Below are 14648 nucleotides of genomic sequence, written 5' to 3' on the forward strand. Positions count from 1 at the left end.
CCTACGGGTTGACGTTGAACGTCGTCGTATAGGTCCGCGGATGATAGGGCGGCGGCGGGGCATCGGGCCCCACCGGCCAGCCCTCCGGGGTCGGCCAGGTACTGACCCGCATGGTGACCTGCTCCTGCCCGTTCGGAAGCGTCTCGACGTTGACGATGCTCGGGCCGTAAGGAACGGCAGGCTGATTCCCGGGGCTGGAAATGAGCCCGGGGCCGGTGATTTCGTGCGACGGCGCCTGCAGCAGCCCCTGGGGACTGCCCGCGGTCACGCCCATCACCTGGCCGCCGTCGCTGGCGCTGGTCAGCAGGTATCCGCCCTGCGGGAGCGCCACGATCTGGTTCTCCCGGTTGCCCGCGCCCAGATTGTCGAAGGCGCCGACCTGCTGCAGGCTGTTCATCCAGGCGTTGGGTGGGGCGCCGGGGGCGATGGGGTCGGACTGCCACATCGCGCGCTGACCGTCCTGACCGATGTTGCCGACGATGACCATCCGTCCCGACGCCGCGTCGTAGACCCCGCTGGCCTGCGAGATGCCCATTTTGGTGTCCGAGCCGAGCGTGGTGCCCATCAGCGGCCCCAAATCCGTTGCGGGGTCGGCCAGATTCTGCACCCGAGACTCCGGGGCGATGTAGTTGTCCGGAGACGTCCCGGTCCCGTAGGGGCGCACGCTGTAGAACGCGTACTGCTCGCCGTTCGGGCCGATCGCCGTACCGGTCGGCAGCGCCCGGAACCCCTCGTCGGTGGGGAACGGGTTGTCGATGTCGGGTTGCCCGGGGATGTGTAGCCGCGGGTGCCCCGTTTCCGGGTCGCCGGTGATGACGATGCCGGTGCCCGGGATGGTGGCGCCTAAGTCGTAGGGCGAGCCGTCCTGGGTCTCCGGCACCGGTTCGCTGCCGCGCCCGTCGATGGTGGGGTCGTGCGGCGGCGGGGTATCGGCCGGAATCTCATTGTCCACCAGCCGGATATGCGGATCCTCGCCGTCGTCACCGTCGAGTTCGTAGCGGTGGGTCAGGGTCCGCACCAGGCCGGCCCGATGCTCGCTGTCCGCGGCGGCGTCGGAGACGATCTGGTGGATCTCGCGGGTCTTGCCGTTCAGAAATCGCTGGAACTGGCGGGACCCGGCGGGGGTGTCCAGTCCCGGCCAGGTGCTTGCGGCCTGTCGGATCTCGGACTCCAGCGCATCGAGGCGCTGCCGCGAACTGGAGTTGTGCTGCACGGCCTCGCGCAGGATGGTCTGGAGCTGTTGATCGGCGGCCACCGACGCCGCCAGCCGGTTGGCCAGCTGTTCTTCTCGCGCCCGTGCCGCGTCGGCGAAAGCACCGAGATTCTCGGTCATAGCGCAGAGATTAGCCGGGTGAGGCGGGGCTACGTGCTCTTCTTCGCCCGGCGCTTGCCGGAGGGGCGCAGCTTCTCCTCGGCGCCGCTCACGGCCGGCTCGCTGGACTCTTCACCCGCCGGCTCGAGGATCTCCTCGGCCTGGGTCTCGGTTTCGGCGGTCTCGGTTTCGGCGGTCTCGTCAGCCTCGGCCGGCTCCGTTTCGTCGCCGGACTCGTCTTCGTCTGAGTCCTCGGCGGTGACGGTCTTCTTGCCACGCCGGAGCCGGCGCTTCGGCTGCTTCTCCGTCTTGGGCTTGATCGGTTTGGGCGGGGGCGGCGGCATCTCGGCGACGAACGACAGGTAGAACGCGCCGATCCCCAGCAGGGCGATCGCGGCGGCCGCCCCGTAAATGCCAAACAACCACATCCCGGCACTGTCCAGCGACAGCCAGATCTCGCTGATCGCGGCGCCCGCGATCAGCGTCCCCGCCACGATGTGGGCCACGATCGAGCCGGTCAGCAGCGTCAGCGCCAGCTGCGGCGTGCCGTACTCCGGCTTGCGGGCGCGCTTCAAGGTGGCCGCCACCGGCAGCGCGGTCACGGCGACCAGCACCCCGAGGATGATCCGCAGCACAGTGCCCAGCACGTGCGAGGTGAAGTCGGTCAGCTCCCACCAGCGGGGCAGCACGAACAAGAAGTACACAATGGCGGCGAGAGTCGAGAGCGACGCGTGCCAAACCGTGGCGACGGTGCGACTCACGCCACCTCCCCTGTTCGTCAGTAGTGAGTCAGGTGCGACCGGACCGAGGTATTGCGGTCCGGTCGCACCTGCATCGGGTGCGGAGGATAGGGGATTTGAACCCCTGAGGGCTATTAACCCAACCCGCGTTCCAGGCGAGCGCCATAGGCCACTAGGCGAATCCTCCGTCGGCAATGGTAGCGGAGACTCCCGCAGGGGCCGCGCGCTCCTCGTCCCGACCGCCGGTAGACTGCCCAGCGGACCCCGCGCGGCGTCTATCCTGTGAACTCCCCCAGGGCCGGAAGGCAGCAAGGGTCAATGGGCTCTGGCGGGTGCGCGGGGTCCCCTTACGTCTCAGGCCTTCGACGTGAAAGGCGCCCCTGTGTCGTTGCAGAACCTCAACCGTGCCGATTTGGTCGCTCAACACGAGCGTTACCAGCGCGATTACGCCGAACTGCAGGCCAAGAAGCTGACTTTGGACCTGACCCGCGGCAAGCCGGCACCCGAGCAGCTCGACCTGGCCAACGGCCTGCTGGCACTGCCCGGGCCCGACGACTACCGCGATGACGACGGCACCGACACCCGCAACTACGGCGGCCTGCACGGTCTGCCCGAGCTGCGGGCCATCTTCGGCGAGCTGCTCGGCATCGCGGTGCCCAACCTGATCGCCGGCAACAACGCCAGCCTGGAGTTCATGCACGACGTCGTCGTCTACTCGATGGTGCACGGCGGCGTCGACTCACCGCGCCCCTGGAGCCAGGAGCCGGTCGTCAAATTCTTGTGTCCGGTGCCCGGCTACGACCGGCACTTCGCGATCACCGAGACCCTGGGCATCGAGATGATCCCGGTCCCGATGCGCGAAGACGGCCCGGACGTCGATCTGATCGAGGAACTCGTCGCCGCCGACCCGGCGATCAAGGGCATGTGGACGGTGCCGGTGTTCGGCAACCCGACCGGTATCACCTATTCCTGGGAGACGGTGCGCCGGCTGGTGCAGATGCAGACCGCCGCCCCCGACTTCCGGCTGTTCTGGGACAACGCCTACGCGGTGCACACCCTGACCACCGAGTTCCCGCACCAGATCGACGTGCTCGGGCTGGCCACCGCGGCGGGCAACCCGAACCGGCCGTACGTGTTCGCCTCCACCTCGAAGATCACCTTCGCCGGCGCCGGTGTCAGCTTCTTCGGCGGCTCGCTGGGCAACATCGCCTGGTATCTGCAGTACGCCGGGAAGCGCTCGATCGGACCGGACAAGGTCAACCAGCTGCGCCACCTGCGGTTTTTCGGCGACGCCGACGGGGTGCGGCTGCACATGCGCCGCCACCAGGAGATCCTGGCGCCCAAGTTCGAGATGGCCGCCGAGATTCTGCAGAACCGGCTCGGCGACTCCAAGATCGCGTCGTGGACCGACCCCAAGGGCGGCTACTTCATCAGCCTCGATGTGCTGCCGGGTACGGCGCGGCGCACCGTCGCGCTGGCCAAGGACGCCGGCATCGCCGTCACCGAGGCGGGCGCGTCGTTCCCGTACCGCAAGGATCCCGAGGACAAGAACATCCGGATCGCCCCGTCGTTCCCGTCCACCGACGACCTGCGCAACGCCGTCGACGGCCTGGCCACCTGCGCGCTGCTGGCCGCGGTCGAATCAATGCTGGGCTGAGCCACGGGGCCGGCCCCTCTTCTCGCGCCGAACGTGTACTCATTGCGAAAATCCAGCCGGATTTTCGCAACCATTGCACGTTCGGCGACGGCGCGGGCAGCTGTATGTCCCCGCCGCCGATAGGGCTGACATACAGTTGGGGAAGTTGCGTCAATGAGCCAACTGCAATGCGAGCCGGGGGCGGAGCAATGGCAATCGTGAACGGTGCCGGGGCCTGCGCACTGGCCGTAAGTCTCGTCGTGCTGGGCCAGGTTCCCGCGGCGTACGCAGTGCCGGGTCCGGCGCCCGGCCCCTCTCCGGTGCAGGCCCAGGCCGACGTGTTGCCGGCCAAGATGACCGAGGCACTCGACGGCTACCGGCGCGACGCCGCTGATGCCGCACTGGGCAATCCGGTGATGTACGGCGACGGCCAGTGCTATCCGCTTATCCAGCACTACATCGAGGCGCTGGGCGCCCCCTGGCGCAATACCGACCCCAGCGGTAACGCCTTCGACCTCTACGAACATTTCCCCACCAACGGCCTGAGTCAATTCTTTGACCAGATCCCGTTCGCCGGCGGGGCGAATCAGCCGCAGGTCGGGGACATCGCCGTCTACGGCCCCGGCGGATTTGTCAGCGAACACGGACACGCCGCGGTCGTCACCGCCGTCGATCGAAACAGCTTCCCGTTCCGCTATGAGACGGCCGACCAGAACTCCGGCGGCCGGTTGTTCGTGACGTTGAACTGGCGCGACTTCAACCCCGCCTACAACACCCTGGGCTATCTGCGCCCGAAGGCGTAGCGCGCAGTCCGGCGGGCCTGCACCGCCGTCGGCCCGAGCAAGTACCCTGCTGGCGTGGCGCTCTACCGCAAATACCGGCCGGCAACGTTCGCCGAAGTGGTGGGGCAGGAGCACGTCACCGAACCGCTGTGCACCGCGTTGTCGGCGGGCCGGATCAACCACGCCTACCTGTTCTCCGGTCCGCGGGGCTGCGGCAAGACCTCGTCGGCGCGCATCCTGGCCCGCTCGCTGAACTGTGCCGAGGGGCCGACTCCCACGCCGTGCGGGACCTGCGACTCCTGCCAGGCACTGGCGCCCAACGGTGCGGGCAGCATCGACGTCGTCGAACTCGATGCCGCCAGCCACGGCGGCGTCGACGACACCCGGGATCTGCGGGACCGGGCGTTTTACGCACCGGCCCAGTCGCGGTACCGGATCTTCATCATCGACGAAGCGCACATGGTGACCACCGCGGGATTCAACGCGCTGCTCAAGATCGTCGAGGAGCCCCCCGAACACCTGATCTTCGTGTTCGCCACCACCGAGCCCGAGAAGGTGCTGCCGACCATCCGCTCGCGCACCCACCACTACCCGTTCCGGCTGCTGGCGCCGCGGACCATGCGTGAGCTGATCGGGCGGATCTGCGAGCAGGAGCGCGTCGTCGTCGACGACGCGGTGTACCCGCTGGTGATCCGCGCCGGCGGCGGCTCGCCCCGCGACACCCTCTCGGTGCTCGACCAGCTGCTGGCCGGCTCGCAGAAGGACGAGTCCGACATCAGCCACGTCCACTACCAGCGGGCGCTGGGCCTGTTGGGCGCCACCGACGTCGCCCTGATCGACGACGCCGTCGACGCGCTGGCGGCAGGGGACGCCGCCTCACTGTTCGGGGCGGTGGAGGCGGTAGTCGATGCCGGCCACGACCCGCGCCGGTTCGCCATCGATCTGCTGGAGCGGTTCCGCGACCTGATCGTGCTGCAGGCGGTTCCCGACGCGGTGGCCAAGGGCGTGGTCGACGCACCCGAAGACATCCTGGAACGGATGCAGGAGCAGGCCGCCCGGCTCGGCTCGGCCACTTTGGCCCGCTACGCCGAGGTGGTGCACGCCGGGCTGGGGGAGATGCGCGGCGCGACGGCTCCGCGGCTGCTGTTGGAGGTGGTCTGCGCCCGGCTGCTGTTGCCGTCGGCCGCCGACACCGAAGCCGCGCTGCTGCAGCGGATCGAGCGCATCGAGAGCCGGCTGGACATGTCGATCCCGGGTGCGGTCGCCCAGCCGAGCGCAGGCGCTGTGGTGCCCCCGGCCGGGTCGATGCGCCCGGGTCTCTCCTCGCCCGCGGGCTCGTCGCCCCCGGGCAAGCAGTTCACCCGCCGCTCGCAGGCTCCCGAGCCGACCGCTGCGCCCGCGCCGCCGCCGGCGGCCGACCCCACGCCGGAGCCCGAACCCGCGGCCGCCCCGGAACCCGCGGCCGCCCCGGAACCCGCGGCCGCGCCGCCAGCCGAACCCGCGCCGCCAGCCGAACCTGCACCGCCACCGCCACCGCCGCCACCGGCCGCGGCGACTCCGGGAGAACCCGACGCCGCCGCCGTGCGCGCGATGTGGAGCACGGTGCGCGACAAGGTTCGTCAGCGCAGCCGCACCACCGAGGTGATGCTGGCCGGCGCCACCGTGCGCGCCGTGGACGGCAACACCCTGGTGCTCAGCCACGAGTCGGCTCCACTGGCCAAACGGCTCTGCGAACAGCGCAACGCCGACGTCATCGTGGAGGCGCTCAAGGACGCCCTCGGGGTGAACTGGCGGGTGCGCTGCGAAGCCGGGGCCGCGCCACCGGAAGCCGCGTCGCCCGCCGCGCCCGCACCGGTCACCGCGGAGGTGGAGCGGGCAGCCGACGAGGAGGCCATGCTCGCCGAGGCGGATGCCGAGCGCTCCGACCCGGCGCCGCGCCGTGACCCCGAAGAGGCGGCCCTGGAGCTGCTGCAAAGCGAGCTGGGTGCGCGCCGCATCGGTGGCGATTGATGACGGAGTCCACCGGTTGCGCCGTCATCGGCGGCGGTCCCGCCGGCATGGTGCTCGCGCTGCTGCTGGCCCGCGCCGGTGTCGAAGTGACGCTGCTGGAGAAGCACGGCGACTTCCTGCGCGACTTCCGCGGCGACACAGTGCATCCCACCACGCTGCGGCTACTCGACGAGCTCGGATTGTGGGACCGTTTCACCAAGCTGTCGCACAGCGAAATCCACCAGGTCAGCCTCGACGTGGCGGGGCGCGGCGTCACGGTGGTCGATTTCGGGTGGCTGCGGCGCCAGCCGCACCCCTACGTCGCGATGGTGCCGCAGTGGGATCTGCTCAACCTGCTCGCCGAAGCCGCCCAACAGGAGCCGACTTTCACGCTGCGGATGCAGTCGGAGGTCACCGGCCTGCTGCACGAGAACGGCCGGGTGGCCGGGGTGCGCTACCAGGGGCCGGATGGGCCGGGTGAGCTTCGCGCCGGCCTGACGGTGGCCTGCGACGGCCGGTGGTCGATTGCGCGGCACGAGGCCGGCCTGACCTCACGCGAGTTTCCGGTGGACTTCGACGTGTGGTGGTTCCGGCTGCCGAACGACCGCGGCGCGGAGCCGACGCTGCTGCCGCGCCTCGGGCCCGGCCGGGCCGCGATCATGATTCCGCGCGAGGGCTACTTTCAGGTCGCCTACCTCGGGCTGAAGGGCAATGACGCGGCCATGCGGGCGCGCGGCATCGACGCGTTCCGCCGCGAGGTCGGCGAACTCATCCCGGAGGCCGCCGACTCGATGGCACTGCGCAGCCTCGATGACGTCAAACACCTTGACGTGCGGGTGAATCGGCTGCGGCGCTGGAACGTCGACGGATTGCTGTGCATCGGCGACGCCGCACACGCCATGTCTCCGGTGGGCGGTGTCGGCATCAACCTGGCGGTGCAGGACGCGGTGGCCGCCGCCACCATCCTGGCCGAGCCGCTGCGGCAGGGGCGCGTCACCCAGCGCGATCTGGCTGCCGTGCAACGGCGCCGAGCGCTGCCCACCGTCGTCACCCAGTCGGTTCAGCGGGTGCTGCACCGCGCTCTCACACCGATCCTGCGCGGCAAAAACCTCAGCCCGCCGGCGGCTTTCGGAACGGTTTTCGCCAAACTCCCCTGGCTCTCGGCCATTCCGGCCTACCTGGTCGGCGTCGGGGTCCGACCGGAGCGGGCGCCGTCGTTCGCGCGGCGCGGCTGACTGTTCAGCCGGCCATGGTCAGGCCGCCGCTGACGCTGAGGACCTGACCGGTGATGTAGTCGGCGTACTCGGAGGCGAAGAACAGCACCGCGTCGGCGATCTGTTCGGGGGTCGCGAGCCGGCGAAACGGGATGGCCCGAATCAGCCCGTCGCGCACCTTGTCGGGAAGTGATGCGAACAGCGGCGTGTCGGTGGGGCCGGGGCATACGCAGTTGACGTTGATCTGGTGGCGCGCCAGTTCCCGGGCCAGCGACTTGGTGAAGGCGATCAGGCCGCCCTTGGTGCCGGCGTAGACCGTCTCGCCCAGACTGCCGACGCGGCCGGCGTCGCTGGCGATGTTGACGATCTTCGCGGTGCGTTCGTGCGCCAGAATCGGCTCCAGAAACGCGTGCGTGAGCCGGACCGGTCCGAGAAAGTTCACCGCGACCAGGGCTTCCCACAACGCGGCGTCATTGGACATGAACGGTTCGACGCGGTCGAAACCGGCGGCGTTGACGATGATGTCCGCTGGGCCGTACGCGGCCACCGCATCGTCGCGCAACGCGGCGATCGCCGCCGGATCCGCCAGGTCGACGACGTGGGCGCTGGCCGCCGCGCCGATCCGCTCCACGGTTTCGGTCAACCCCGGCGCGTCCCGGTCGACGGCGACGACGGCCGCCCCGCGACTGCCGAAACCCGTCGCGATCGCCCGGCCGATCCCCGAGGCCGCACCGGTCACCACCACGGTCTTGTTCTCGAAACGCATGGTTGACCTCCTAGGACGCGGGATATCCCACCACTATCGGCTCCACGTGACAGAAAATCAACCATATGGTCGAATATTGACTCGGACGGTCGAATAACCGTAGCCTCGGTTGATGGCCTTCACCGACTATGAGCAGCTGACCCTGAGCCGTCGTGACCACGGCGTCCTCCTCATCACCATCGATCGGCCGGAGAAGTACAACGCCGCCGACGAGGGCATGCACGCCGAGTTGGCCCGGATCTGGCGCGACGTCGCCGCGGACCCGGACATCCGCGTCGCGGTGATCACCGGTGCCGGCAAGGCTTTCAGCGCCGGTGGCGACCTCGCCATGGTCGAGCGGATGGCCGGTGACTACGACCGCGTCTCGCACATGCTCACCGAGATGAGCGAGCTGGTCTACAACATGATCAACTGCGATAAGCCGATCGTGTCGGCCATCAACGGTGTCGCCGTCGGCGCCGGAGCGGTGGTCGCGCTGCTCGCCGATGTGGCGATCGTCGCCGAGGACGCGCGCATCGGTGACGGCCACGTCAAGTTGGGGGTGGCCGCCGGTGACCACGCCGCGATCATCTGGCCGTTGCTGGCGGGAATGGCCAAGGCGCGCTACTACCTGCTCACCGGTGAGATGATCACCGGAATCGAAGCCGAACGAATCGGCTTGGCGGCCAAGGCGCTTCCCCGCGAAGACGTGCTGCCCGAGGCGCTGCGTGTTGCCGAGGTGCTGGCAACCGGTGCACAGCAGGCGATCCGGCTCACCAAACGCTCGCTCAACAACTGGCTGCGCAGCGCCGGGCCGATCTTCGATCAATCGGCCGCCTACGAGATGCTGACCTTTCTGGGGCCGGACGTCGTCGAGGGCTACACCGCCCTTCGGGAGAAGCGTCCACCCAACTTCGGCCGCACCGTCTAGTCGAACACCCGCAGCGCACGGTCGACGACTGCGGCGCGCATCTCGGTCCGATCATCCGCGCGTGCGCCGGGTCGTAGCCAAACCGACGACTGGTTCAAGATCCCGTGCAGGCACTGCAAAGCGACATCGATATTGGGACAACCGAATTCACCGGCGGCGACACCTTTCTCGACCACCCGGCGGAACACCGCGTCGTGGCGTCGGCGCATGTCCTTCATGTCGTCGCCGAAGGTGGCGGGCCACCCGCGCGGCCAGGCGAACACCGCGGCCACCTCCGGAGCGGTTTCGGTGAGTATCCGGATCTGTTCGTCGATCAGCGCCGCCAGATGATCACGGGCGCTCACCGCGCCGAGCTGCTCCTCGCGGGCGTTCAGCCGGGCCAGCACCTCCTGAGTCGTGGCCTCCAGGGCTGCGGCGACCAGGACGTCCTTGGACGGAAAGTAGTGATACAGCGTGGCCTTGGCGATATCGGTCTGTTCGGCGACGGAATCGAGATTCATTCCCTGGTAGCCCGATTCGGCCAGGAGCAGCGTCGCGGTCCGGACGATCTCCGCCTTGCGGCGGTCGCGGCGCCGGGCGACACGATCCGAACCGGCGGTCCCGTTCGGGCGCTGGTTCTTGACACGTTCGGCCATCGGTCCCCTCGGCACTGAGCATGGATGTCTAAGCGACACCCCATCCTAGCCAAGTCCGGCTGAGGGTTCGGCTATTCGACCGTTCGGACGAATCTAGGGCCGCCACCACGGGCGCAGCGATGGGCGATCGACCTCGCCATTGCACGCCAGCACGTGATGCAGCTGAATCGCGTTGTGCTCGAAGCCCAGCCGCGAACCGGCCATATAGAGGCCCCAGACCTTCGCGGTGGCCAGGCCGACCTCGGCGACCGCCTCGTCCCAGTGCGCCACCAGATTGGCGCACCAGTCCCGCAGCGTCAGCTCGTAGTGGTGCCGGATGTTCTCGGCGTGCAACACCTCCATGCCCGCGTCCTGGATCTCGCTGATGATCCGCCCCGACCCGGCCAGCTCACCGTCGGGGAACACGTAGCGGTCGATGAAATCGCCCGCGGTCGGGTTGGCGGTGTTGTCGCGCCGGGTGATGCAGTGGTTGAGCAGCAGACCACCGGTGCGCAGCTTGGATCTGAGGAAACCGAAGTACGCCGGGTAGTTGGCGACGCCGATGTGTTCGGTCATCCCGATCGAGGAGACCGCGTCGAACTCGGACTCGCCGACGTCGCGGTAGTCGCAGTGGCGTACTTCGGCCAGGTCGGCCAGGCCGTCCTCGGCGATCGCGCGCTGCGCCCATCGGGCCTGCTCGGCCGAGAGCGTCGCACCGATGGCGCGCACACCGTGTCGCGCCGCGTAGCGCACCATGCCGCCCCAGCCGCACCCCACATCGAGCAGCAGGTCGCCGGGGCTCAGCCGCAGTTTGTCGAAGACCAGCCGGTACTTGTTCTCCTGGGCCTGCTCCAGTGTCGCGTCCGGGGTGGGGTAGACCGCGCAGGTGTAGGTCATCGACGGCCCGAGCACCCACTCGTAGAAGGCGTTGGAGACGTCGTAGTGGTGGTGGATGGCGTCGGCGTCCCGGGTTTTGCTGTGCCGCAGGCCTTCTGCCACGCGCCGCCATCGCGGGCGGGCCTCCTGGGGCGGCGGTGCGATCGGCACCAGGTGTTCGACCCCGATCGAGCGGACGATGTTGGCCAGCACCCGCGCCGGGGGCCGCTTGAAGTGCAGTTCGTCGGCGAGCGCCTTGAGCAGGAGGTACGGATCGCCGGGATGCACGCCGTGCGCTTCCAGGTCCCCGGCGACATACGCGCGGGCCATACCCAGATCACCCGGCGCGGTGGCCAGATAGGTGGTGCCGCGCGGGGTGAGCAGGTCCAAGCCCATGGGGGCGTCGTCGGGGCCGGCGCTGCTGCCGTCGTAGGCGGTGAAACGCAACGGCAGGTGACCGTCGGTGGCCAGGGTCTCCAGCACCTCGGCCAGGCTCAGCCGGCCGGTACGGGTCTGCTCCTTGTACGTGGTCATCGTCGTCGTACCGCCTTGTCGTAGAGGTCCAGCAGCCGCGAGTCGGGGTCGTAGGCCCGTTTGACGGACCGATAGGTTTCACCGCCGTAGAGCTCGTCAAACTCCGCGGGGGTGTAGTAGGAGTCGGAGTACAGCGACTTGTGGCCCTCGAGTTCGCTCACCTTCGCCTCGATCAGCCGATTGGTGGCGCCCTCGGTGGCGCCGGCCGGGACCGAGGACCAGAACCCGACGTTGACGTAGGTGCGGTTGGGCCGCATCGGGTACAGCGGCCAGTCCTCGTCGGCGCGTAGCCGCAGCGGGCACAGCCACACCGGCTCGATCGGCACGTGAGCGAAGAACCAGTCCAGGAACTCCCCGCAGCGCTTGAGCGGGACCTCGATGTCCTGCACCACCCGTTCGCGCGGCGGCCGGCCGTGGCGTTTCTCGATCCGGTCGGCGATGGCGAACCGCTGGTCGTAGGAGATCAGCTTCCAGTAGAAACTGCTGCGCCGGTAGCGGCGCGGCCACCAGCGTCTCACCGAGGGGTGCTGCGCCCCGAAAGCTCGCGAGCACCAGAACCAGTCGGTATCCCAGCGCCACAGGTAGTCGTGAATGGTCAGCCGGTCGTCTTTGATTCCCTGCGGGTGCTGGATGGAGCGGTAATAGATCTGCTGGCCGGTGTAGTCGCTGACGGGGCCGGGGGTATCGGTCTCGATTCCGACGCACAGGTAGCTCTCGGCGGGGGAGAACACCACCCCGTCGAGGTAGTCCACCGCGACCCCGTCGAGGCCGCCGGTATCGATGATCCGGTCCATGGTCGCGACCAGATCATCCAGGGAATCGAACCGGATGTGCCGCAGCGCCACGAACGGTTTGACCGCCTCCAACTCGACCCGCAGCCGTGTCGAATAGCCCAGCGTGCCATAAGAATTCGGAAACGCCCGGAACAGGTCTTCGTGCTGGTCCCGCGACACCGTCAGCAGCTCACCGGCGCCGGTGAGCACGTCCATCTCCTGCACCGATTCATGCGGCAGCCCGTTGCGGAACGACGTCGACTCGATGCCCAGGCCGGACACCGCGCCGCCGACGGTGATCGTCTTGAGCTGCGGAACCACCAGCGGCGCGAACCCGTACGGCAAAGTGGCGGCGACCAGGTCCTCGTAGGTGCACATGCCCGCGACGTCGGCGGTGCGGTTCGCCAGGTCGACGCCGATGACACTCGTCAGACCCGAGGTGTCCAGGCCCGGCGCATTCCGTTTGGTGCGCGCCCGGAACAGATTCGAGGTGGGTTTGGCCAGCCGGACCGAGGCCGTGGCGGGAATCGCCCGGTAGCTGTCCAGCAGACGTTGCACCCCGCGCGTGTGGGATGTCGGTGCGTCAGCGGGCCGGACGGACATCACCTCCTACGCTAGCGGCGGATCGCCCGCTCTGCAGCCGACTCGCCAGGCCTATTGGGCCTGTTGCGGCACCGCCTGGCTGCTCAGGTAACCGGCGATGCCGCGGGCGACGGCGTCGGCGTAGCGTTGCCGGCCCGCCGGGCTTTCCATCAGGGCAGCGTCGGCGGGATTCTTCATGTTGCCCAGCTCGACCAGGATCGACGGGTATTCGGCCAGGTTCAGCCCGGCCAGGTCGGCGCGACCCTTCAAGCCGTCGGTGCCGATATAGGTGGCCGGCGGAATGCCCGCGGCCTGCAACTGCCCGCGCATCACCTGGGCGAACCGGACCGCGGGGCCTTCCTGCGCCGGGTTGAGCGGCGGCGCGGAGTAGTTGACGTGGAACCCGCGGCCGGCGGCCGGTCCGCCGTCGGCGTGGATGGACACGATCGCATTCGGGTGCAGGGAGTTGGCCATGGCGGCGCGCTCGTCGACGCACGGCCCCGGCCCGTTGTCGTCGCCGCGGGACATCGCGGTGCGCACCCCCGCCGCGTTGAGGGCGTGGCGGATCCGCAGCGTGGTGTCCCAGGCGAAGCTGTGCTCGGGGTAGCCGGAATTGGTGGTGGTGCCGCTGGTCTGGCAGTTCTTGGTGCCGCCCCGGCCGTTGGTCACCTGGCGGCCGATGGCGGCGGGATCGGCGGTGCCGCTGTGCCCGGGGTCGAGGAAGACGATCATGCCGGCGATATTGCCCGGCGCCGCCGAGGACAACGGGGCGCTCGGTATGGCCGCGGCCACCACCAGGCCGGTGGCGATCGCGACGCCGACACGGGAGAGAACTGGTACGCGCACGCCGCCAAGGTAGGCCGGGGCCGACTACGCTGGGTGTTTCACACGCGCCGGGTCTTGGAGCTGATACCAAGCCGCAATCAAGTCGAGACCGCGCACAACAACGCAAGGGGAACGTCATGCAACCAGGAGGCCCGCCCGACATGTCGGCGTTGCTGGCCCAGGCTCAGCAGATGCAGCAGCGACTGCTGCAGGCGCAGCAGGAGCTGGCCGTCACCGAGGTGCACGGCGAAGCCGGCGGCGGCCTGGTCAAGGTCACCTCCAACGGCAGCGGTGAGGTGCTGGCCGTGCAGATCGACCCGAAGGTCGTCGACCCCTCCGACCTGGAAACGCTGCAGGACCTGATCGTCGGCGCGCTCGCCGATGCGTCGAAGAAAGCCCAGACCCTGGCCCAGGAGCGGCTCTCCCCGCTGGCCGGCGGCATGGGCAACGCGCTCGGCATGCCGGGGGCCTAGGTGTTTGAAGGTCCGGTCCAGGACCTCATCGATGAGCTGGGCAAGCTCCCGGGTATCGGCCCCAAGAGTGCCCAGCGGATCGCGTTCCATCTGCTGTCGGTGGAGCCCTCAGAGATCGATCGGCTCAGTGCGGTGTTGACGAAGGTGCGCGACGGGGTGCGGTTCTGCGAGGTGTGCGGCAACGTCTCGGATGCGGAGCGCTGCCGGATCTGCGGGGATCCTCGCCGGGATTTCGCCCAGATCTGTGTCGTCGAAGAACCCAAGGACGTCGCCGCCATCGAGCGCACCCGGGAGTTCCACGGCCGCTACCACGTGCTCGGCGGCGCGCTGGATCCGCTGAGCGGAATCGGGCCGGAGCAGCTGCGGGTGCGTGAGTTGCTGAACCGGGTGGGGGAGCGGATCGACGGGGTCGACGTCAACGAGGTGATCATCGCCACCGACCCCAACACCGAAGGCGAGGCGACCGCCACCTACCTGGTGCGCATGCTGCGCGACATCCCCGGCCTTTCGGTGACGCGCCTGGCCTCCGGGCTGCCGATGGGCGGTGACCTGGAGTTCGCCGACGAGCTGACGCTGGGCCGGGCGTTCACCGGCCGCCGCGCCATGGCCTAGGGCTTCCTCG

General features: G+C 69.0%; 14 protein-coding genes, 1 tRNA gene and 1 other RNA gene. 8 read left to right on the forward strand and 8 right to left on the reverse strand.

The window, feature by feature from the left end; genetic code table 11:
* Nucleotide 1: 1 nt before the first annotated feature.
* From A5648_RS10705 to A5648_RS10715, 3 genes are all read right to left on the reverse strand, one after another.
* Entirely contained in the window at nucleotides 2-1333 is a 1332-nt protein-coding gene (locus A5648_RS10705; RefSeq protein ID WP_065024526.1) for a DUF4226 domain-containing protein, read from the reverse strand.
* 29 nt (nucleotides 1334-1362) lie between these two features.
* A complete protein-coding gene (locus tag A5648_RS10710) occupies nucleotides 1363-2073 on the reverse strand; it encodes a hypothetical protein (protein WP_065024527.1) in 711 nt (236 codons plus the stop codon).
* Between the two features lie 80 nt (nucleotides 2074-2153).
* Nucleotides 2154-2239: transfer RNA gene (locus tag A5648_RS10715), tRNA-Ser, on the reverse strand.
* Between the two features lie 69 nt (nucleotides 2240-2308).
* On the opposite strand from A5648_RS10715, the gene ffs reads away from it, so the two are divergent.
* From ffs to A5648_RS10740, 5 genes are all read left to right on the forward strand, one after another.
* An RNA gene (gene ffs, locus A5648_RS10720) (signal recognition particle sRNA small type) lies at nucleotides 2309-2403 on the forward strand.
* Nucleotides 2404-2434: 31 nt separating this feature from the next.
* A complete protein-coding gene (locus A5648_RS10725) occupies nucleotides 2435-3709 on the forward strand; it encodes an aminotransferase class I/II-fold pyridoxal phosphate-dependent enzyme (protein WP_065024528.1) in 1275 nt (424 codons plus the stop codon).
* 188 nt (nucleotides 3710-3897) lie between these two features.
* On the forward strand, nucleotides 3898-4491 hold the full coding sequence (locus A5648_RS10730; RefSeq protein WP_065024529.1) for a CHAP domain-containing protein: 594 nt from the start codon (nucleotides 3898-3900) through the stop codon (nucleotides 4489-4491).
* A gap of 54 nt (nucleotides 4492-4545) precedes the next feature.
* A complete protein-coding gene (locus tag A5648_RS10735; protein ID WP_065024530.1) occupies nucleotides 4546-6480 on the forward strand; it encodes a DNA polymerase III subunits gamma/tau in 1935 nt (644 codons plus the stop codon).
* Nucleotides 6480-7694, forward strand: coding sequence for an FAD-dependent oxidoreductase (locus A5648_RS10740; protein ID WP_065024531.1), 1215 nt, complete (start codon nucleotides 6480-6482; stop codon nucleotides 7692-7694). The genes A5648_RS10735 and A5648_RS10740 overlap by 1 nt, the downstream gene beginning before the upstream one ends.
* A gap of 4 nt (nucleotides 7695-7698) precedes the next feature.
* On the opposite strand, the gene A5648_RS10745 is transcribed toward A5648_RS10740, so the two are convergent.
* Complete coding sequence (locus A5648_RS10745; protein ID WP_065024532.1) at nucleotides 7699-8439, reverse strand: SDR family NAD(P)-dependent oxidoreductase; 741 nt, start codon at nucleotides 8437-8439, stop codon at nucleotides 7699-7701.
* A 112-nt stretch (nucleotides 8440-8551) separates the two neighbouring features.
* Here A5648_RS10745 and A5648_RS10750 point away from each other — a divergent pair, with 112 nt between their 5' ends.
* Nucleotides 8552-9349: an enoyl-CoA hydratase/isomerase family protein gene (locus A5648_RS10750; protein WP_065024533.1), complete on the forward strand. Its 798-nt coding sequence runs from the start codon at nucleotides 8552-8554 to the stop codon at nucleotides 9347-9349.
* On the opposite strand, the gene A5648_RS10755 is transcribed toward A5648_RS10750, so the two are convergent.
* From A5648_RS10755 to A5648_RS10770, 4 genes are all read right to left on the reverse strand, one after another.
* On the reverse strand, nucleotides 9346-9984 hold the full coding sequence (locus A5648_RS10755) for a TetR/AcrR family transcriptional regulator (RefSeq protein WP_065024534.1): 639 nt from the start codon (nucleotides 9982-9984) through the stop codon (nucleotides 9346-9348). The genes A5648_RS10750 and A5648_RS10755 overlap by 4 nt on opposite strands.
* Nucleotides 9985-10077: 93 nt before the next feature.
* Nucleotides 10078-11373 (reverse strand): class I SAM-dependent methyltransferase, encoded by a 1296-nt coding sequence (locus A5648_RS10760; RefSeq protein ID WP_065024535.1) that lies wholly within the window; start codon nucleotides 11371-11373, stop codon nucleotides 10078-10080.
* Nucleotides 11370-12749 carry an FAD-binding oxidoreductase gene (locus A5648_RS10765; protein WP_065024596.1) on the reverse strand — a complete coding sequence of 460 codons (1380 nt, stop codon included), beginning with the start codon at nucleotides 12747-12749 and terminating at the stop codon, nucleotides 11370-11372. The genes A5648_RS10760 and A5648_RS10765 overlap by 4 nt, the downstream gene beginning before the upstream one ends.
* Before the next feature lie 51 nt (nucleotides 12750-12800).
* Nucleotides 12801-13574: an Rv3717 family N-acetylmuramoyl-L-alanine amidase gene (locus tag A5648_RS10770; RefSeq protein WP_065024536.1), complete on the reverse strand. Its 774-nt coding sequence runs from the start codon at nucleotides 13572-13574 to the stop codon at nucleotides 12801-12803.
* Between the two features lie 116 nt (nucleotides 13575-13690).
* Here A5648_RS10770 and A5648_RS10775 point away from each other — a divergent pair, with 116 nt between their 5' ends.
* Nucleotides 13691-14026 (forward strand): YbaB/EbfC family nucleoid-associated protein, encoded by a 336-nt coding sequence (locus A5648_RS10775; protein ID WP_082947220.1) that lies wholly within the window; start codon nucleotides 13691-13693, stop codon nucleotides 14024-14026.
* Nucleotides 14027-14638 carry a recombination mediator RecR gene (gene recR / locus A5648_RS10780; protein ID WP_065024537.1) on the forward strand — a complete coding sequence of 204 codons (612 nt, stop codon included), beginning with the start codon at nucleotides 14027-14029 and terminating at the stop codon, nucleotides 14636-14638.
* Nucleotides 14639-14648: the final 10 nt, after the last annotated feature.

The organism is Mycolicibacter sinensis (assembly GCF_001673565.1).
Lineage (GTDB): Bacteria > Actinomycetota > Actinomycetes > Mycobacteriales > Mycobacteriaceae > Mycobacterium > Mycobacterium sinense_C.